The 17,158-nt window shown below is 62.0% G+C and carries 17 protein-coding genes; 6 read left to right on the forward strand and 11 right to left on the reverse strand.

Annotation, left to right across the window (positions count from 1 at the left end):
- Positions 1-9: 9 nt before the first annotated feature.
- Complete coding sequence (gene cpaB / locus HYE77_RS19635) at positions 10-945, reverse strand: Flp pilus assembly protein CpaB (protein WP_087693096.1); 936 nt, start codon at positions 943-945, stop codon at positions 10-12.
- Positions 946-1,260: 315 nt separating this feature from the next.
- On the opposite strand from cpaB, the gene HYE77_RS19640 reads away from it, so the two are divergent.
- Both HYE77_RS19640 and HYE77_RS19645 read left to right on the forward strand, forming a co-directional pair.
- Positions 1,261-1,452 carry a Flp family type IVb pilin gene (locus tag HYE77_RS19640; protein ID WP_008438993.1) on the forward strand — a complete coding sequence of 64 codons (192 nt, stop codon included), beginning with the start codon at positions 1,261-1,263 and terminating at the stop codon, positions 1,450-1,452.
- Positions 1,453-1,516: 64 nt separating this feature from the next.
- Complete coding sequence (locus tag HYE77_RS19645) at positions 1,517-1,924, forward strand: response regulator (RefSeq protein ID WP_003212897.1); 408 nt, start codon at positions 1,517-1,519, stop codon at positions 1,922-1,924.
- A 115-nt stretch (positions 1,925-2,039) separates the two neighbouring features.
- Here the strand turns inward: HYE77_RS19645 and HYE77_RS19650 are convergent, their stop codons facing one another.
- The 4 genes from HYE77_RS19650 to HYE77_RS19670 all read right to left on the reverse strand — a co-directional run bounded on the left by HYE77_RS19650 (position 2,040) and on the right by HYE77_RS19670 (position 8,109).
- On the reverse strand, positions 2,040-3,725 hold the full coding sequence (locus HYE77_RS19650; protein WP_177069150.1) for a ShlB/FhaC/HecB family hemolysin secretion/activation protein: 1,686 nt from the start codon (positions 3,723-3,725) through the stop codon (positions 2,040-2,042).
- Positions 3,726-3,900: 175 nt separating this feature from the next.
- On the reverse strand, positions 3,901-5,613 hold the full coding sequence (locus HYE77_RS19655) for a collagen-like triple helix repeat-containing protein (RefSeq protein WP_256347372.1): 1,713 nt from the start codon (positions 5,611-5,613) through the stop codon (positions 3,901-3,903).
- Between the two features lie 292 nt (positions 5,614-5,905).
- Positions 5,906-6,754, reverse strand: a complete 849-nt coding sequence (locus HYE77_RS19665; RefSeq protein ID WP_177069152.1) for a MaoC/PaaZ C-terminal domain-containing protein — start codon at positions 6,752-6,754, stop codon at positions 5,906-5,908.
- 2 nt (positions 6,755-6,756) lie between these two features.
- Positions 6,757-8,109, reverse strand: coding sequence for a 3-oxoacyl-ACP reductase (locus tag HYE77_RS19670; RefSeq protein ID WP_177069153.1), 1,353 nt, complete (start codon positions 8,107-8,109; stop codon positions 6,757-6,759).
- A gap of 114 nt (positions 8,110-8,223) precedes the next feature.
- On the opposite strand from HYE77_RS19670, the gene HYE77_RS19675 reads away from it, so the two are divergent.
- Positions 8,224-9,501: an acetyl-CoA C-acetyltransferase gene (locus HYE77_RS19675; RefSeq protein ID WP_087693751.1), complete on the forward strand. Its 1,278-nt coding sequence runs from the start codon at positions 8,224-8,226 to the stop codon at positions 9,499-9,501.
- Between the two features lie 151 nt (positions 9,502-9,652).
- A complete protein-coding gene (locus HYE77_RS19680) occupies positions 9,653-10,552 on the forward strand; it encodes a PA4780 family RIO1-like protein kinase (RefSeq protein ID WP_008438985.1) in 900 nt (299 codons plus the stop codon).
- Between the two features lie 145 nt (positions 10,553-10,697).
- On the opposite strand, the gene cueR is transcribed toward HYE77_RS19680, so the two are convergent.
- The 3 genes from cueR to HYE77_RS19695 form a co-directional block, all read right to left on the reverse strand.
- Positions 10,698-11,099 (reverse strand): Cu(I)-responsive transcriptional regulator, encoded by a 402-nt coding sequence (cueR, locus tag HYE77_RS19685; protein WP_177036399.1) that lies wholly within the window; start codon positions 11,097-11,099, stop codon positions 10,698-10,700.
- Positions 11,096-13,297: a cation-translocating P-type ATPase gene (locus tag HYE77_RS19690; RefSeq protein WP_102368020.1), complete on the reverse strand. Its 2,202-nt coding sequence runs from the start codon at positions 13,295-13,297 to the stop codon at positions 11,096-11,098. The genes cueR and HYE77_RS19690 overlap by 4 nt, the downstream gene beginning before the upstream one ends.
- Before the next feature lie 76 nt (positions 13,298-13,373).
- On the reverse strand, positions 13,374-13,754 hold the full coding sequence (locus HYE77_RS19695) for a hypothetical protein (RefSeq protein ID WP_177049188.1): 381 nt from the start codon (positions 13,752-13,754) through the stop codon (positions 13,374-13,376).
- 147 nt (positions 13,755-13,901) lie between these two features.
- Between HYE77_RS19695 and HYE77_RS19700 the strand changes: the two genes are divergently transcribed.
- Together HYE77_RS19700 and HYE77_RS19705 are read left to right on the forward strand one after the other, a co-directional pair.
- Complete coding sequence (locus HYE77_RS19700; protein WP_003211150.1) at positions 13,902-14,102, forward strand: heavy-metal-associated domain-containing protein; 201 nt, start codon at positions 13,902-13,904, stop codon at positions 14,100-14,102.
- A gap of 87 nt (positions 14,103-14,189) precedes the next feature.
- Positions 14,190-15,383 carry a multidrug effflux MFS transporter gene (locus HYE77_RS19705; RefSeq protein WP_003211152.1) on the forward strand — a complete coding sequence of 398 codons (1,194 nt, stop codon included), beginning with the start codon at positions 14,190-14,192 and terminating at the stop codon, positions 15,381-15,383.
- Between the two features lie 6 nt (positions 15,384-15,389).
- On the opposite strand, the gene HYE77_RS19710 is transcribed toward HYE77_RS19705, so the two are convergent.
- The 3 genes from HYE77_RS19710 to HYE77_RS19720 all read right to left on the reverse strand — a co-directional run bounded on the left by HYE77_RS19710 (position 15,390) and on the right by HYE77_RS19720 (position 17,049).
- On the reverse strand, positions 15,390-15,569 hold the full coding sequence (locus HYE77_RS19710; protein ID WP_003211153.1) for a hypothetical protein: 180 nt from the start codon (positions 15,567-15,569) through the stop codon (positions 15,390-15,392).
- A 145-nt stretch (positions 15,570-15,714) separates the two neighbouring features.
- On the reverse strand, positions 15,715-16,728 hold the full coding sequence (locus HYE77_RS19715; RefSeq protein ID WP_003211156.1) for a zinc-binding alcohol dehydrogenase family protein: 1,014 nt from the start codon (positions 16,726-16,728) through the stop codon (positions 15,715-15,717).
- A 27-nt stretch (positions 16,729-16,755) separates the two neighbouring features.
- A complete protein-coding gene (locus tag HYE77_RS19720) occupies positions 16,756-17,049 on the reverse strand; it encodes a putative quinol monooxygenase (protein ID WP_003211158.1) in 294 nt (97 codons plus the stop codon).
- Positions 17,050-17,158: the final 109 nt, after the last annotated feature.

Raw genomic sequence — 17,158 nt, forward strand, 5'->3', positions numbered from 1 at the left:
TTAGCTCTTTCAGGGCGTTTGTTGGGTAACCTGATTGCCACGTATTACTTCGACGCCTGAACGCCTTGGCGCACCATTGCCGGCGGGACTCAGGCCGTTGACCGGCGCTGTACTGAAGGCCAGCTGGTTGAACTGGTAGAGCTCGCGCCGGGTGTTTTCCAGGTGGGTCGCGGACTCCGTTTCACCGGCCCAGTATTGGCTCAGCAGTTGTTCGTCGGCACTGCGTACAGCCAGGCGCAGTACGCCGGACTGGGCTGCGAGCATCAGCCGGCTCAGGAGCTCCTCCGGTACGGCGAGGAGTACCGTGCGCGCGCTGGCGCGACTCTGCTGCGCCTTGAGTTTTTCGTCGGGGGTGGTCGGTGGCACGGAGCCGGGCGTGCCGTCGTTGGTCAGCCCCAGTTGATCGCCGACGCCCAGCAGGCGCAAGGCGGGCACCACGATTTGTGCGGACTGCTGCGGGTTGCTGGCTTCCTGGCGCAGGAAGAGCAGGACGTCCACATAGTCCCCCGGGGAGAGTTGCCCGCTGGCGCCGATCACTTCATCCACGGCGACGGCAAGCGCGCGTTCGTTAGGGCGGATCATTCGCGCCACGGTGCCGCCGGAGTTGAAGCTCTCCTCGGTCAGCCAGGTCCCGGCCGACAGCGGCCGCCACGGGATCTTGCCCACGGCCTGGTCGAGGCTGGTGAGGCTGCCGGCGGGAACCGTGCGCAGTTTTTCCAGGGTCAGGTCGGCGGCGGTGAGCGCAACAAAAGGTGCAACGTCATGGGCCAGCACCACCACGGGTTGGCGTGTCTGGTCTTCGGCTACGGGTTGCACGACTTCAGGCGTTTGGGGCACGGGCGGTGCGACAGGGGCAGGGCGGCTGAGTACCAGGCCCCAGTAGCCTGCAATCAGTGCACCTACCAACAGCAGCCCGGCGAGGATCAAGCTAATCCGACTGTTCATGAAGGCTCTCCCTTTCCTGCTGCATCCACTGCTGTTCCCACTAATGCTTGCGTATCCGGATCGCTTCAAGCTTCTAACTATTTCGCTATTTGAAGGTAGTTCAGCTAAGACAAAACGCCATTACCGGGCGAAAAATATCTCCAGAAACCTCTGCGAAAGTGGGATTTTTGGCGTCAGCCGGCCGACTAATACTTTGTGATTAATCAGTTCTTACAGTTGTTGGTCTGGGGTTTGTTGACAATGCTCTAGTGGCACACCGAAATCATTTTTGTGATGCCGCGATACCAGCGCCGTGGGCGCAAAGGAGAAGTCATTATGTTCCTTGATCTTATTCGCATGGGTTTCATCAAAGTCCAGATTTTTTTCTATTCCAAAGAGGGCGCATCGGGTATCGAATACGCACTGGTTGCGGCGATGGTCGCTGTGGCGCTGGCTGCTTTTATTACACCTATCCGGACGGCCATAACCGGCGTCTTCAACTCGATACAGGCCGGCATTCATACCTGACCCCGGTACTCGCCTAAACGTGCAGGTTCCGCTGAATGATCTATTGCGTATCAGGCATTTCCACATGAACTCCTCTTCGGCTCCCCGGCAACAAATCCTTTTGGTGGATGACGAAGAGGACGCCCTTATTGAACTGGCCGAGTCGCTGGAGAATGAAGGCTTTGTCTGTTTTACCGCGACCTCGGTCACCTTTGCCTTGCAGGAGCTGACCCTGCACCCCGATATCGCACTGGTGATTACCGACCTGCGCATGCCCGAGGAAAGCGGTATTTCCTTGATCAAGCGTCTGCGCGAACACACCGCTCGCCAGCACTTGCCGGTGATCGTCATGTCCGGCCACGCCGAGATGGATGATGTCAGTGACATGCTGCGCCTGCAGGTGCTGGACCTGTTCCGCAAGCCGATCTACCTGGTGCGCTTGATCGATACCCTCAACAACCTCTTCCCCATCCCCAAGATCAGATTGATGTAGGAGCGAGCTTGTGTGGGAGCGGGCTTGCTCGCGAAAAACGTCAACGATAACGCGGGCAGTCTGGTTCCCCGCGTTGTCTGGACGTTTTTCGCGAGCAAGCTCGCTCCCACAGGGTTCAGAGTTGGTAGCTGAAACTCAGCGTATACCGCGGCCGCCGATTGAAGCTGTCCAGGGCGATATCCGACATTGGCTTGGCCGCTTCCAGCGCGATGTTGTAGTACTTGTTATCGCCGAAGCGCAGGCCCACCGCTGCCGATGACATGTTGTTGCCCTTGGCCGGCAGTTCGTTGAACCAGGTCTTGGCCTTGTCGAGCACCACGTACGGCTGCAGGATTTTTACCCACTCACCGCTGCGGTTGAAGCTGTAGTTGACCTCATACGCCACGCCCCAGCCCTTGTCGCCCGAGCCCTGGTCATCCGGGTAGCCACGCCCGAAATTCTGCCCGCCGAACGTCGCGCGTTCGCTGTCGGGCAGGGTGTCGTTGCTCCAGTAGAAGGCACCCGATGCCACGCCTTGCCAGTTGTCGAAGAACTTGTCGCTCTGTACGCCCGAGACGCGCAGGCGGAAGAAGTCGATGTCGGGTTTTATACCCTCGAAGTCACTCCGGGTGCTGGCGCCCAGGCCGTCGATGCCCTGGTACAGGCCGGCGCTGAGAATGCGCAGTTGGCGCGTGTCGGATTTGCGCCAGTCACCTTCGAACGCCAGGGCGCGCAGGTTGGTTTCCAGGTCGAAACGTTGCGGGAAACCCACCAGTTGATAACGGGTGGTCTGGTCCACGGCATAGAGTCGCGCGCCCAGGGTCAATGACTCGGTAGGGGAGGCAATCAGCGGATGGCTGAGGCCGACGGAGTAGCGGTCAACCTCCTGGTGTGGCTTGAGTTCAAAACCGCCGTCCAGCTGCACGTTGCTGCGCGGGTCGGCGCGGTAGCGCTCGGCGTTGACCACCAGTTGAGTGCCCTCGGCATTCACGAACTGGCTGTAGCCCAGGCGGTAGTAGTGCTCCTTGTCCTCGCCGGGCGGGAACAGGCCGCTGACGCTCAGTTGTTCGCCCATGGATGTCTGGGAATTGCTGGTGCCGGTGATCAGGGCTTGCAGGCCGCCACGGCTGTCGTCCGTCATGCTCATGCTGCTGGTGAAGGGTTTGCGCGAGGCCTGGATCTGCATGCGCGTGCCGCCATCGGTGGTGCCCGGCGGCGGTACTTGCGCCTGCAGCGTTACACCTGGAATGCGGCCCATCAAGGTGGTGTAGCGTTCGAAGGTCTTGCGGGTCAGCGGGCGCTCGGCCAGCAGCTTGGCCGCCAGTTTGTCGACGTAGGCCGAGACCGAGCCAATGTCGCCCTGCACGTTGTAATCCTTGATATAGCCCTCCACCAGCACCACGCGCACCAGGCCGTTTTCGAAGCGCTGGTCGGGCAGGTACGCGTAGGACAACAGATAGCCGTCCTGCTGGTAGCGGCGGGTGATGCCGCGGGTGGCTTCGATCAGTTGTGCCAGGTTGGTTTCATGGCCAATCAGCGGTTCGAAAACCTTGGCCACATCCTGGAGCGGGTAGATCGTCCCACCGTCGATTTGCAGCTTGCGGATGGTCACTTTGGTGTCCATCAACAATGGCTGGCCCTGGGTTGCCGCCGGCTCGGGCAGTTGGGTCTGTGGGGTGACCGGGCGATAGGCATCGGCGGGGAGGTTGGGTACCGGCAGGTTGCGAATGGTGTCGTTGCTGTTGAGGTAGCTGGGCAGGGTCTCGGCATGGACGCTGGCAGCAATGAGGGTGAGCAGAAACAAAGGCGTCAAGGCGCGCATAGGACACTCCATGGTCAAAACTGCTGCAGCGTTTTCGCTAGGCCCGCCGGGTTCTGGGACACGGTTCGCAAAGCCATTCATTGGCCAATAAAAAAGACGAGAGACTCGTTGGAATCTCTCGTCTCAACCAAGCGTAGGCGCTGTAGGGGAGGCCGTCTAATGGCCAGGTGCAATTCTATTTTTTGCCGGTCAGCCCACCGAGCAGACCTCCCAGGCCGCCGCCTGTGTTTGCATTTGCATTGGCAGTGCCCGTAGCGGAGGCACCGGCACCCACGTTCAAGCCACCGAGCAGACCGCCACCGTTACTGCTGGTGCCGCCGGTTACCAGGCCACCCACCGAGCCGACGGTATTGCCGACGGCATTCAGGGTACCGCCCACAGCGTTAGTCACCGGATTGGCATTCGCCGCCGTCAGGTTGGTGCCCAGGCTGCTGACTGCGCCGCCGACCTGGGTAACCAGACCATTCACCGGTGCGCCGATCCCGGTGCTGGTGCCGATGTTTTGCGTCAGGTTGGCAACACCCGAGGTCACTGGGTTGAGTGCGGTGCCGACATTGGTCGCCAGGCCTGCAACAGGAGCCGTGGCTGCAGTGTTGGCCACGCCATTGCCACCGATCAGGGTGCCGAGCGACGCGACGGTGTTACCCACTTGGCCACCGGTTACACCGGCTGCACTGACAGTGCCGTTGGTGTTGCCGGCATTCAGGCCGTTGCCGACGTTGGCGACAAGACCGCCGACGAGTTCAGGCAGGCCCGATTGAGGGGTCGTGGTGGCCGGGTTGACGTAACCGCTCGACTTATCAAGGGTGGTGCCAACGCCAGTCAACACGCCACCGACGAGTGTCCCGACAGGGTTGCCTGCGCCGCCGGCGCTGGCCACCTGGCCGCCAAGGCCGGTGACAGTGGAGCCGACTTTATCCAGTACGCCGCCGACCGGGTTGCCCAGGCCTGTTTTATTGCCCAGGTTGCCGGTGGTGTTTTCCACCAGGGAGACCACCGGTACCAATACGCTTTTACCCACCGTATTGGTCACGCTGCCCAATGGCCCGGTGGTGCTGGCAGTGCTCAAGGTATCGCCGAGCATGGTGACGGCCTGGCCGACCTGATCAACCACGCCACCTGCCGCACCGCCAACGCCACCGGTCAAGCCGCCGACGACGGGAATGCCGCCAAGGGTGGTGCCCAGGGATTTGCCGGTGTTGGAAACGCCGGTGCCCAGGTCGGCAACGCCATCGGCCACACCGGCAACGGTTGTGCCCACGGAGTTGCTATTGGTACCCAGCGTGCCCAGGCCGTTGCTCAAGCCGCCGCCGATACTGTTGACGGCGGTGCCTGTCGCAGTGACCAGCCCGCCGGCAGTGGTGCCGACAATGGGAACCGTGGTCAGGGTTGTGCCCAGGTTACCTACCGTGGTGCCGACATTACCGACGACACCGCCCACAGCGCCTACTACCTGGCCGGTGACCAGGGGAGTGGTCGAGCCGGTGCCGCCGCCAGTACCACCGCCAGTGCCGCCACCGGTACCTCCACCAGTGCCGCCGCCGGTGCCACCACCGGTACCGCCGCCGGTACCTCCACCAGTACCTCCACCAGTACCTCCGCCGGTGCCTCCACCAGTGCCGCCGCCGGTGCCACCACCGGTACCTCCACCAGTGCCGCCGCCGGTGCCACCACCGGTACCTCCATCAGTGCCGCCGCCAGTGCCACCACCGGTACCGCCGCCGGTGCCTCCACCTGTTCCACCGCCAGTACCGCCGCCAGCATCCGGAGAGGAGGCTGCGACGCTACTGTGATGACCACCACCACCGCTGCTGCAGCCTCCGAGGCTTACTGCCAGAATCAGGGCCAGCGCGGTACTTGCTTTCCACAACACGACTTGAGTTTTCATGATTGAGTTCCTTGCACCTGGTACAGCCTTTGTTGTTTTCGAAGTTCGCTGTTTCTAGGGACAGCGATACATTCGTCCGTTATGGCTATAACAGTCCCGGGTGCGCGCTCTCGCAACGCTCAACTTGGTATTAACGATTTATATACACGAAGAGTTAGTTTGCTTAACGACTAATACCAAGGGTGTAGAAGGCAGCGGTGTTTAAGTTGTAAGTTTATTAAAATCAATGAGTTGATAAGAGTAGCGAGCTATCGATAGCTCGCTATAACTTAAGATGTATATATACAATTTATCAGGCGATGGGCCGCCAGCGGCCGACCATGTGTTCAATGTCCCCGGCGCCTTTAAGTTGCAGCTCACCGCTGGAGCCGGGGGCGCTCGTGAACAACGTTACCTCACTGGGCAAACGCACCGGCTTTTTAAACTCGACATCTATCTCGAGATTGGCGGCTGGCAAATGCTCACTCAGTGCCGCCAGTGTGCGGGCCTTGTTCCACAGCCCATGGGCGATGGCCTGGGGAAAGCCGAATAACCTGGCAGTGAGGGCGCTCAAGTGAATCGGATTGTAGTCGCCGGACACCCGGGCGTAGCGGCGGCCAACATCGGCGGGGGCTTTCCAACGGGTCAGCTCGCTTACGTTAGTGGAGGCTTGCGGGGTGTTGTCCGCCGCAGCGCCATCGAGTTTCACCCCACGACAGAGCATTCGGCTTTCGGCTTCCCACAGCAGCCCCAGTGAATCTTCGACCGTGGTCACAATATCGAATGTCGCGCCCTTGGCATGGGGCTGCAAATTCTGCGCGTAAACGCCGACCGTCAAGTCACTCACACCGCCCAACGGGCGCAGGGTGCGGATCCGGTTGCTCAGGTGGATCAATCCCAGCAGCGGGAAAGGAAACGCCTTGTCAGTGAGCAATTGCATCTGCAGGCCGAATGCCAGGATATGCGGATAGGTGGCCGGCAAGACCGGGCTGTCGGCAAACCCGCAGACCTTGCGATAGGCCGCGACTTCCCTGGGGTTCACACTGACCCGGCAGCGCAACCCTTGCTCGGGCAGCGTGGTGCCGGTGATCTTGCGCTTGAGTGCCGCGCGCCAATACAGCGGCGGCAGGAACGGGGTGCTGCCTAATGTGTGCCACTCCATGCTTACGCTCCCAATAGACTTTGCCCGCACACCCGAAGTGCCTGCCCGCTGACCGCGCCCGAGCCCGGCTGGCCGAGCCAGGCCACCGCCTCGGCGACGTCCTGGGGCAAGCCGCCCTGGCCCAGCGAACTCATACGGCGCCCGGCCTCACGCAGGGCGAAGGGAATGTGTGCGGTCATCTGGGTTTCGATAAAACCGGGGGCCACGGCATTGATGCTGATCCCGCGCTCACCGAGCAACGGCGCCCAGGCCTGGGCCAGGCCAATCAGCCCGGCCTTGCTCGCGGCGTAGTTGGTTTGCCCGCGGTTGCCGGCGATGCCGCTGATGGATGCCAGCAGCACCACGCGACCGTTGTCGTGCAGGGTGCCGCTGTCCAGCAGCGCCTTGGTCAGCACTTGCGGCGCGTTGAGATTGACCGCCAAGACTGCGTCCCAATATTCCGGCGTCATGTTGGCCAGGGTTTTATCGCGGGTGATGCCGGCGTTGTGCACCACGATGTCGATGCCGTCCGGCAGGTGTTCGATCAGTTGGGTGGCGGCGTCTTCGGCGCAGATATCCAGGGCGATGCTGCGGGCGCCCAGGCGCGCGGCCAGGGCATCGAGGTCGGCCTTGGCTTGTGGCACGTCCAGCAGGATCACCTCGGCACCGTCGCGGGCCAGGGTTTCGGCGATCGAGGCACCGATGCCGCGGGCGGCGCCGGTCACCAGGGCCTTGTGCCCGGCGAGCGGGCGCGTCCAGTCCGCGACCTGGGTCGGGCAAGGGTTCAGGCGAATGACCTGGCCGGAGATATAGGCACTTTTCGGCGAGAGGAAGAACCGCAACGCACCCTCCAATTGATCCTCGGCCCCGTCGCCTACGTACAGCAATTGCAGGACGCCGCCGCTGCGCAGCTCTTTGGCCAGCGACCGGCTGAAGCCTTCAAGGGCCTGTTGGGCACTGGCGGCAAACGGGTCGCCGAGGCTTTCCGGGGCGCGGCCAAGGATCACCAGGTGCGCGCTGTGGTCGAGGTTCTTCATCAACGGCTGAAAGAATTCCCGCAACTGCTTGAGTTGATCGGTGTGCTGCAACTGGCTGGCGTCAAATACCACGGCCTTGAGCTTGGGCCCGTGGCCGGGAATCCAGGTGGTTGCCGTCGACGGTTCGGTGCCGTAGCTATAGATAGCGTCGGTCAGCTTGTTGGCGAACGGCAGGATTTTTGTCGCCAGCGGGCCGCCGCCGATCAGCAGCGCACCCTCCACCGGACGCAGGCGTCCGGCCTGCCAGCGTTCCAGGCGTACCGGTGACGGCAGGCCAATGGCGGCGACCAGGCGATGGCCGAGGCTGGAGTTGGCGAAGTCGATATAACGGTCAGACATGGAACGCTCTCCGAGTGCTGGGGTTCAAACGGTGGACCATCAATAGGTGAAAGTCGTTCGATTGAGCCTAGGCTAGGCTCAGAGATTCACCCCATAACCTCAAGGGAGCTTTCCATGACTCAATTGCGCCGTGTAGCGATCATTGGCGGTAACCGCATCCCCTTCGCCCGCTCCAACGGCCCTTACGCCACGGCGAGCAACCAGGCGATGTTGACCGCCGCCCTCGAAGGCCTGATCGAACGCTACAACCTGCACGGCCTGCGTATTGGCGAGGTGGCCGCCGGGGCGGTGCTGAAGCATTCCCGCGACTTCAACCTGACCCGCGAGTGCGTGCTGGGCTCGCGCCTGTCGCCGCAAACCCCGGCCTACGATATTCAGCAGGCCTGTGGCACGGGGCTGGAAGCCGCGTTGCTGGTGGCGAACAAGATTGCGCTGGGGCAGATCGAAAGCGGGATTGCCGGCGGCGTCGACACCACGTCCGACGCGCCTATCGGGGTGAATGAGGGCCTGCGCAAAATCCTGCTGCAAGCCAATCGCAGCAAATCCATGGCGGATAAACTTAAAGTCTTGTTACAACTTCGTCCCCATCACCTCAAGCCGGAGCTGCCGCGCAACGGCGAACCGCGCACCGGGTTGTCCATGGGCCAGCATTGCGAGTTGATGGCGCAGACCTGGCAGATCCCCCGCGCCGAGCAGGATCAGTTGGCGCTGGAAAGCCATCAGAAAATGGCTGCGTCCTACGCTGAAGGCTGGCAAAACGATTTGCTCACGCCCTTTCTTGGCCTGACCCGCGACAACAACCTGCGCCCCGACCTGACCCTGGAAAAACTCGCCAGCCTCAAGCCCGCCTTCGAGCGCAGTGAAAAGGGCACCCTCACCGCCGGTAACTCGACGCCGCTGACCGATGGCGCCTCGTTGGTGCTGCTGGGCAGTGAAGCCTGGGCCAAGGAGCGCGGCTTGCCGATTCTCGCCTACCTGCGCGATGGCGAAGCGGCGGCGGTGGATTTCGTCAACGGCGCCGAAGGCCTGCTGATGGCGCCGGTGTACGCCGTGCCGCGCCTGCTGGCCCGCAATGGCCTGACCCTGCAGGACTTCGATTACTACGAGATTCACGAAGCCTTTGCTGCCCAAGTGTTGTGCACGCTGAAAGCCTGGGAAGATCCGGAATACTGCAAGACCCGCCTGGGGCTGGATGCACCGCTGGGCTCTATCGACCGCAGCCGCTTGAACGTCAAGGGCAGCTCATTGGCCGCCGGCCATCCGTTTGCTGCCACGGGCGGGCGTATCGTCGCCAACCTGGCCAAGCTGCTGGACGCAGCCGGCAAGGGCCGGGGCCTGATCTCGATCTGCGCCGCCGGGGGCCAGGGCGTCACCGCGATTATTGAGCGCTGATCTCGGCTATGATCGGGCCGCCGGTCAATTTGGCATATTGGATGCATTCTTAAGCGGTCAAAGGTCGGTACCCTCTCCCCGCGGCGAGAGGATTGCCGTATAACGAGTGCCATACGCGTGTTTGGTAATAAAGGACCCACAATAAAAGCTGATGAAGACTCCTAAACGCATTGAACCCCTGATCGAGGACGGTCTGGTCGACGAGGTGCTGCGCCCACTCATGAGTGGTAAAGAAGCAGCTGTTTACGTGGTGCGCTGCGGCAACGAGTTACGTTGCGCCAAGGTCTACAAGGAGGCGAATAAACGAAGTTTTCGTCAGGCGTCCGAATACCAGGAAGGCCGCAAGGTCCGCAACAGCCGTCAGGCCCGGGCCATGGCCAAGGGCTCCAAGTTCGGCAAGAAAGAAACCGAAGACGCCTGGCAGAACGCTGAGGTAGCGGCGCTGTTTCGCCTGGCCGGTGCGGGTGTGCGCGTGCCCAAGCCGTACGACTTCCTCGAAGGCGTGCTGCTGATGGAGCTGGTGGCCGATGAATACGGCGACGCGGCGCCACGTTTGAACGACGTGACGCTGGAGCCGGACCAGGCCCGTGAATACCACGCCTTCCTGATTACCCAGATCGTGCTGATGTTGTGTACCGGCCTGGTGCACGGTGACCTTTCCGAGTTCAACGTGCTGCTGACGCCGACGGGCCCGGTGATCATCGACCTGCCTCAGGCGGTGGATGCCGCGGGCAACAACCACGCGTTCAGCATGCTGGAACGGGATGTGGGCAACATGGCTTCCTACTTCGGGCGCTTTGCCCCGGAATTGAAGAAGACCAAGTACGCCAAGGAGATGTGGGCGCTGTATGAAGCCGGCACTCTGCACCCGGCCAGTGTGTTGACCGGCGAGTTCGACGAACCGGAAGAGCTGGCTGACGTGGGCGGTGTTATCCGCGAGATCGAAGCGGCGCGGCTCGATGAAGAGCGTCGCCAGGCGATTCGCGCGGCAGACGATGCGCCACCGAGCAAAGCGTCGGAAGAACCGCCACCGCCGCCCTGGATGCAGTGATCCAACGGCGAGTGGATATCCAAATGTGGGAGCGGGCTTGCTCGCGAAAGCGCTGGTTCAGTCAACTGATGTATTGACTGACACTCCGCATTCGCGAGCAAGCCCGCTCCCACATTAGGTTCCGTGCATGCCTGGTTAAACTTGCTCAGGTGCAACAACTGCCCGACGCCAACTCCTTGAGAATCGGGCAATCCGGCCGATGATCGCCCTGGCAGTGTTCCACCAGGTCTTGCAACGTATCGCGCAACTGCCCCAACTCGCGGATCTTCTGGTTCAGCTCATCGATATGCTGGCGGGCCAGCGCCTTGACGTCGGCACTCGCGCGTCCCCGGTCCTGCCACAGCGTCAGCAACTTGCCGACCTCTTCCAGGGAAAACCCCAGGTCCCGCGAGCGCTTGATAAACGCCAGGGTGTGCAAGTCATCGGCGCCATAAATGCGGTAGCCGCTGTCGGTGCGATGGGCGGCTTTCAACAAGCCGATGGACTCGTAGTAACGAATCATCTTCGCGCTCAGGCCGCTTTGGCGTGCTGCTTGGCCGATGTTCATGGACGCTCGTCCTCCAGGTCCTTGGGTTTCCAGGTTTTCAACAGCAGTGCGTTGCTCACCACGCTGACACTGGACAGGGCCATGGCCGCGCCAGCCATCACCGGGTTGAGCAGGCCGAACGCCGCCAGCGGAATGCCGATCAAGTTATACACAAAGGCCCAGAACAGATTCTGTCGAATTTTCGCATAGGTCTTGCGGCTGATTTCCAGGGCTGCCGGCACCAGCCGTGGGTCGCCGCGCATCAGGGTAATACCTGCCGCGTGCATCGCCACGTCGGTACCGCCGCCCATGGCGATGCCGATGTCGGCCGCGGCCAGGGCCGGTGCGTCGTTGATGCCGTCGCCGACCATTGCCACCACGCCGGTCTTTTTCAGCTCGGCGACGGTAGCCGCCTTGTCCGCAGGCAACACCTCGGCGTGCACGTCATCGATGCCCAGGGCTTCGGCGACCACGCGGGCGCTGCCACGGTTATCGCCGGTCAGCAGGTGGCTGCTGATATGCCGAGCCTTGAGTGCTTGTATCGCTTGCAGGGCGCCCGGTTTAAGCGTGTCACCGAAGGCAAACAAACCCAGCACGCGGGGCTGCGGGCCTTGCTCGATCAGCCAGGACAAGGTGCGGCCTTCGGCCTCCCACGCACTGGCCGAGTCGGCGAGATCACCGGTGCTCAAGCCGGTTTCTTCCAGCAGGCGACGGTTGCCCAGCGCCAGTTGCCGGCCATCTAGGGTGCCTGCAATGCCACGCCCGGTAAGGGACTGGCTGGCGCTGACATCCGCGACGTTCAAACCTTGTTCGGCACAGGCATCCAGCACCGCCTTGGCCAACGGGTGTTCACTGCCGCGCTGCAGCGCGCCGGCCTGTTGCAGGAGCGCCCCTTGATTGCCGTCAATGGCGGCCAGGTGCGCAATTTTTGGTGCGCCGGAGGTCAGGGTGCCGGTCTTGTCGAACACCACGGCGCTGACTTCATGGGCGCGCTCCAGGGCTTCGGCGTCCTTGATCAGGATGCCGTGGCGGGCGGCAACGCCGGTACCGGCCATGATGGCGGTAGGTGTGGCCAGGCCAAGGGCGCAAGGACAGGCGATCACCAATACGGTCACGGCATTGATCAGCGCGACTTCCAGCGGTGCGCCATACAGCCACCAGCCGACCAGCGTGGCCAAGGCCAGCACCAGCACCACCGGCACGAACACCTGGCTGACTTTATCCACCAGTTTCTGGATCGGTGCCTTGGCGGCCTGGGCGTCTTCCACCAGGCGGATGATCCGCGCCAGCACGCTTTCCGCGCCGAGGGCCAGGGTGCGCACCAGCAGCCGGCCTTCGCCGTTGATGGCGCCGCCGGTGACTGCGTCGCCAGGCTGCTTCGGCACCGGCAGGCTTTCACCGCTGATCAAGGCTTCGTCGGCGTGACTTTGGCCTTCGACCACTTCGCCGTCCACCGGGAAGCGCTCGCCGGGTTTGACCAGCACCAGGTCATTCAGCTTGAGGGCGGTGATGGCGACGTCCTGCTCGCGGCCGTCGATTACTTGAATCGCCCGCTCGGGGCGCAAGGCTTCCAGGGCACGGATGGCGCTAGCGGTCTGGCGCTTGGCGCGGCTTTCCAGGTATTTACCCAGCAGCACCAGGGCGATCACCACCGCCGAGGCTTCGAAATACAGGTGGGGCATTGTGCCGGCGGACGCCGTGAGCCATTCATAGATACTCAGGCCGTAACCGGCGCTGGTGCCGATGGCGACCAGCAGGTCCATATTGCCCGCTCCGGCGCGCACGGCTTTCCAGGCCGCGATATAGAAGCGCGCACCGAAGATGAATTGCACTGGGGTGGCCAGGGCAAATTGAACCCAGGCCGGGAGCATCCAGTGCAGCCCGAACGGTTGCACCAGCATCGGCAGCACCAACGGCGCGGCAAGCAGGATTGCCAGCAGCAGCGACCAGCGTTCATGGCTCAGGCGTTGTTCCTGGCTGGCCTGGGTGGCGGTTTCGCTTTGGGGCAGGGTGGCGGTGTAGCCGGCCTTGTCGACGGCGGCGATCAGGACGCCGGGGTCCATCTGGCCGAGCACTTCAATGTGGGCGCGTTCGTTGGCCAGGTTGACGCTGACACTTTGCACCCCGGGCACTTTGCCCAGTGCCCGTTCAACCCGCCCGGCGCAGCTGGCGCAGGTCATGCCGCTGATCGGCAGGTCGAAGGTGGTGGATCCGTTCATGGGCAGTACTCCAGGAGAGATTGCCCCTAGGATCAACCTTGACCTGTGGGGAAGGTCAAGGCGTTAGATCAATGTTTCAGTATTCCAGTGCGGCCGGTTTCAGGTACATGCCGTCCGGCCCTTGCGCGATACGCAACTTGCGCACGTCACCCGCCTTCAACGTAATGTTTTGCGCCGGTGGTGCGAGCATGCCCGGCAAGCAACCCTGGGATTGCCCCGGCAACAACTTCAGGCGCAACGACACATTCCCGGCCGGCAAGTTGAATGACGTGGCCTGCTCCTGGAACAGCCGCCCGGCCAACTGGTCCTGGATGTACAAGCCAATCTCGCAGTTGGTCGGCACTTCCAGGCGCTCCCGGGAAATGATCAGCACCGCATAATCTTCATCTGCGCTGGCCGGTGGCACAGTAGCAAACAAGCCCATCAGGCTGACAAGGCCAAAAAATGACCAGCGCATGGCGAATTCTCCGAGGTTCACATCGTGGATAAGTGCAGCTTGGCCGAGGGCGCGAATGAATGCCAGCCCGGCCGATGTTTTCAGAACTTGACCTTGCCATCATGGCAAGGTCAACACTGCGGGCAACCTCATTAAAGGAGTCATGTCATGCAAGTATTCAGCGTTGAAGGAATGACCTGCGGCCACTGTGTCCGCTCGGTAACCCAGGCGGTGCAGGATAAGGACCCGGCGGCCAGCGTGCGCGTCGACCTCGCGACAAAGGAAGTCGGCGTGGAAAGCAGCCTGCTGTCGCCGGCAGAGGTGATCAACCTGATCAGTGAAGAAGGCTACAGCGCCAAGCTCGCCTGACTTTTTGAATAGTTAGCGAGCTAACTTAATGTTCAAGGCACCCGAGCCCGGCTAGACTGTTGGGCTGCCGACTCACCTGGGTGCCTGATGAACCTTCGTATAATCCTGATCTTGGGGGCCTTGAGCGCGTTCGCGCCGCTGGCCATCGACTTCTACCTGCCGGGGTTCCCGGCCATGGCCGTGGCATTCGGCACCGACGAAAAACATATTCAGCTGACCTTGGCCGTGTACTTCACGGGCCTGGCGATCGGCCAGTTGATCTATGGACCGCTGGCAGACCGTTTTGGCCGGCGCGGGCCGCTGCTCAGCGGCGTCACCCTGTTTACCCTGGCCTCCTTCGCCTGTGCGTACGCGCCGTCCCTGGAATGGCTGATCGGCGCGCGTTTCGTCCAGGCCTTGGGCGGCTGCGCGGGCATGGTGATCTCTCGGGCGGTGGTCAGCGATAAATGCGACGCGGTGGGCTCGGCCAAGGTGTTTTCCCAACTGATGCTGGTCACCGGGCTGGCGCCGATCCTCGCGCCGCTGGCGGGCGGGGTGATGGTTGGGGTGTGGGGCTGGCAGTCGATCTTTCTGGCGCTGACGGCGTTCAGTGTGATGGCGGCCATTGCGGTAGCAGTCGGGCTGCCGGAAAGCTTCCCGGCCCATCAACCGCGCCAGCCGCTGTCAGGCGCACTGCGCCAGTACGGCCGGTTGCTGTCGGACCGGGTGTACCTGGGCTATGCCTTGACCGGCGGCATCTCGATTGCCGGTATGTTTGCCTACATCGCGGGCTCGCCCTTCGTCTTTATCAAGCTCTATGGCGTGCCCGCCGAACACTATGGCTGGGTATTCGGCTCGAATGCCGCGGGCTTTATCCTGGTGGCACAGGTCAATGCGCGTTTGCTCGCGTCGCGTGGCCCGGCATTTTTGCTGTCGCGCACGGTGTGGGTTTACCTGGCGGCGGGTCTGTCGTTGCTGGCAATTACTGCGCTGCGCACGGACGCTTTGTGGCCACTGCTGGTACCGCTGTTTATCTGCATCGCCAGCCTGGGCTGCATTTTGCCCAATACCTCGGCCTGCGCCATGAGCGGGCAGGGCGCTCGGGCGGGCAGCGCGTCGGCGTTGCTCGGTTGCATTCAGTTTGGTGTGGCCGCAGGCGCAGCGTCGTTGGTCGGCGTGCTGCACGACGGCACGGCGATGCCGATGGCAATGGTCATCAGCTTGTGTGGCGTATTGGCCGTAACGTTCGCGATGCTGACCCGGCGCCTGCAGCGCCAACGGGCACTGCAAGCGGCGGACTGATCAGGATCAGCCAGCAGAGCGCTGCTGGCTTTCGGGGAATCGGTGAGGCGCCTGGATACGGGTTTGCAGGGTGTCGGCAAACGCGCGGGCCTCGGCCTCACTGCGGAAGGTAAAGGCGTTCTGGTCGAGACGGACCTGCCATTTGTTGCCTTCGGATCTTGCTAGCGCTTTTATCAGGATCTTCATTGCTGACTTCCTCACGTAAATTGCGTGGCAAAGGCGGCCAATATAAACCCGAATACGCTCACAAATATGACAAGGATCAAGTCTCTGACTAGCGGTGTCGTCCATTACTCACATGAATAACAGACGACACTGACAGAACCTTTCGTTAGAACCCTTCCAGCACGATCTTACCCTTGGCCTTGCCGCTTTCCAGCAGTTCGTGGGCGCGGCGCAGGTTGGCCGCGTTGATCACGCCAAAGTGCTCGCCCACGGTGGTTTTCAGAGTACCGGCGTCGATCAGTTCGGCGACGCGATTGAGCAGGTTGTGCTGCTCGATCATGTCGCTGGTCTCGAACATCGAACGGGTGTACATGAACTCCCAATGCAGCGACAGGCTCTTGCGCTTGAGCTTGCTTACGTCCAATGCCTTGGGATCGTCGATCAGCGCCAGTTTGCCCTGGGGAATCAGCGCTTCCACCAGTTGGTCCAGGTGCTGGTCGGTCTGGGTCAGGCTGGCGACGTAGTTCACCTGCGGATGGCCGGCGTTTTTCAGCTCTTCGCTCAACGGTTTGCTGTGGTCGATCACCAGGTCGGCGCCCAGGTCCTTGGCCCATGCCTGGGTTTCAGGACGGGAGGCGGTGCCGATGACTTTCAGGCCGGTGAGCTGTTTCGCCAGCTGGGTCAGGATCGATCCCACACCACCCGAAGCACCGACAATCAGCAGGCTCTGGCCTTCATCGGCCTTGCCTTCACGCACTTGCAGGCGTTCGAAGAGCAATTCCCAGGCCGTGATGGCGGTCAGCGGCAGTGCAGCAGCGTCGGCAAAACCCAGGGTTTTCGGCATATGGCCGACGATGCGCTCATCGACAGTGTGCAGTTCGCTGTTGCCGCCGGGGCGTACCAGGGAGCCGGCGTAGAACACCTTGTCGCCGACCTTGAACAGGCTGACTTCGCTGCCCACGGCCTTGACCACACCGGCCACGTCCCAGCCCAGCACTTTGGCCGCGCCGTTTTCCGGGGCGACGTTCTGGCGCACCTTGGTGTCCACCGGGTTCACCGAGATGGCTTTGACTTCCACCAGCAGGTCGCGGGGGCCGGCGACCGGTTCGGGCAGTTCGATGTCTTGCAGGGATTTTGGATCGTTGATCGGCAGTGCGGCGTAGTAGGCGATGGCTTTCATGATGGTTTCCAAAAAGGGGGCGGTTGATCAGGCAATAAACTTCAGGCGCTTGAGTTCGAAATGCTCAAGCACGTCGGCAGCCTTGGTGCGGAAATTCTGGATATGCGCGCTCTGGTCGTGGTCGGCCAGCGCGGCGTCGTCACTCCAGCGTTCGAGCATGTAGAAGGTCTCGGGGTGTTGCAGGTCCTGGTGTAGGTCGTACTGCTGGCAGCCGGCTTCGATGCGGGTCGGTTCCAGCAGCTCGCGCAGCAGGGTTTCCAGGGTGGCCTGTTGGCCGGGTTTGGCGATCAGCGTGGCGATGACGTTAAAGGCAGCAGACATATTCGACTCCAGACACGTGATGAACGGGATGGACAGATGATTGGCTATTTCTCTGGAAGATAAAACCCGCTAAAAGAGCAGTCTCTTTCAATGCTTTTTTGATAATGGG

This window comes from Pseudomonas sp. IPO3774 (assembly GCF_013386835.1).
Taxonomy (GTDB): Bacteria; Pseudomonadota; Gammaproteobacteria; order Pseudomonadales; family Pseudomonadaceae; genus Aquipseudomonas.

Bases quoted from the DNA above. Each gene is read 5' to 3' on its own strand.
- HYE77_RS19680 (WP_008438985.1), top strand. From the start codon at position 9,653: ATGAAGACTCCTAAACGCATTGAACCCCTGATCGAGGACGGTCTGGTC.
- HYE77_RS19675 (WP_087693751.1), top strand. From the start codon at position 8,224: ATGACTCAATTGCGCCGTGTAGCGATCATTGGCGGTAACCGCATCCCC.
- HYE77_RS19670 (WP_177069153.1), bottom strand. From the start codon at position 8,109: ATGTCTGACCGTTATATCGACTTCGCCAACTCCAGCCTCGGCCATCGC.
- HYE77_RS19690 (WP_102368020.1), bottom strand. From the start codon at position 13,297: ATGAACGGATCCACCACCTTCGACCTGCCGATCAGCGGCATGACCTGC.
- HYE77_RS19705 (WP_003211152.1), top strand. From the start codon at position 14,190: ATGAACCTTCGTATAATCCTGATCTTGGGGGCCTTGAGCGCGTTCGCG.
- HYE77_RS19695 (WP_177049188.1), bottom strand. From the start codon at position 13,754: ATGCGCTGGTCATTTTTTGGCCTTGTCAGCCTGATGGGCTTGTTTGCT.
- cueR (WP_177036399.1), bottom strand. From the start codon at position 11,099: ATGAACATCGGCCAAGCAGCACGCCAAAGCGGCCTGAGCGCGAAGATG.
- HYE77_RS19715 (WP_003211156.1), bottom strand. From the start codon at position 16,728: ATGAAAGCCATCGCCTACTACGCCGCACTGCCGATCAACGATCCAAAA.
- HYE77_RS19700 (WP_003211150.1), top strand. From the start codon at position 13,902: ATGCAAGTATTCAGCGTTGAAGGAATGACCTGCGGCCACTGTGTCCGC.
- HYE77_RS19720 (WP_003211158.1), bottom strand. From the start codon at position 17,049: ATGTCTGCTGCCTTTAACGTCATCGCCACGCTGATCGCCAAACCCGGC.
- cpaB (WP_087693096.1), bottom strand. From the start codon at position 945: ATGAACAGTCGGATTAGCTTGATCCTCGCCGGGCTGCTGTTGGTAGGT.
- HYE77_RS19655 (WP_256347372.1), bottom strand. From the start codon at position 5,613: ATGAAAACTCAAGTCGTGTTGTGGAAAGCAAGTACCGCGCTGGCCCTG.
- HYE77_RS19710 (WP_003211153.1), bottom strand. From the start codon at position 15,569: ATGAAGATCCTGATAAAAGCGCTAGCAAGATCCGAAGGCAACAAATGG.
- HYE77_RS19650 (WP_177069150.1), bottom strand. From the start codon at position 3,725: ATGCGCGCCTTGACGCCTTTGTTTCTGCTCACCCTCATTGCTGCCAGC.
- HYE77_RS19640 (WP_008438993.1), top strand. From the start codon at position 1,261: ATGTTCCTTGATCTTATTCGCATGGGTTTCATCAAAGTCCAGATTTTT.
- HYE77_RS19665 (WP_177069152.1), bottom strand. From the start codon at position 6,754: ATGGAGTGGCACACATTAGGCAGCACCCCGTTCCTGCCGCCGCTGTAT.
- HYE77_RS19645 (WP_003212897.1), top strand. From the start codon at position 1,517: ATGAACTCCTCTTCGGCTCCCCGGCAACAAATCCTTTTGGTGGATGAC.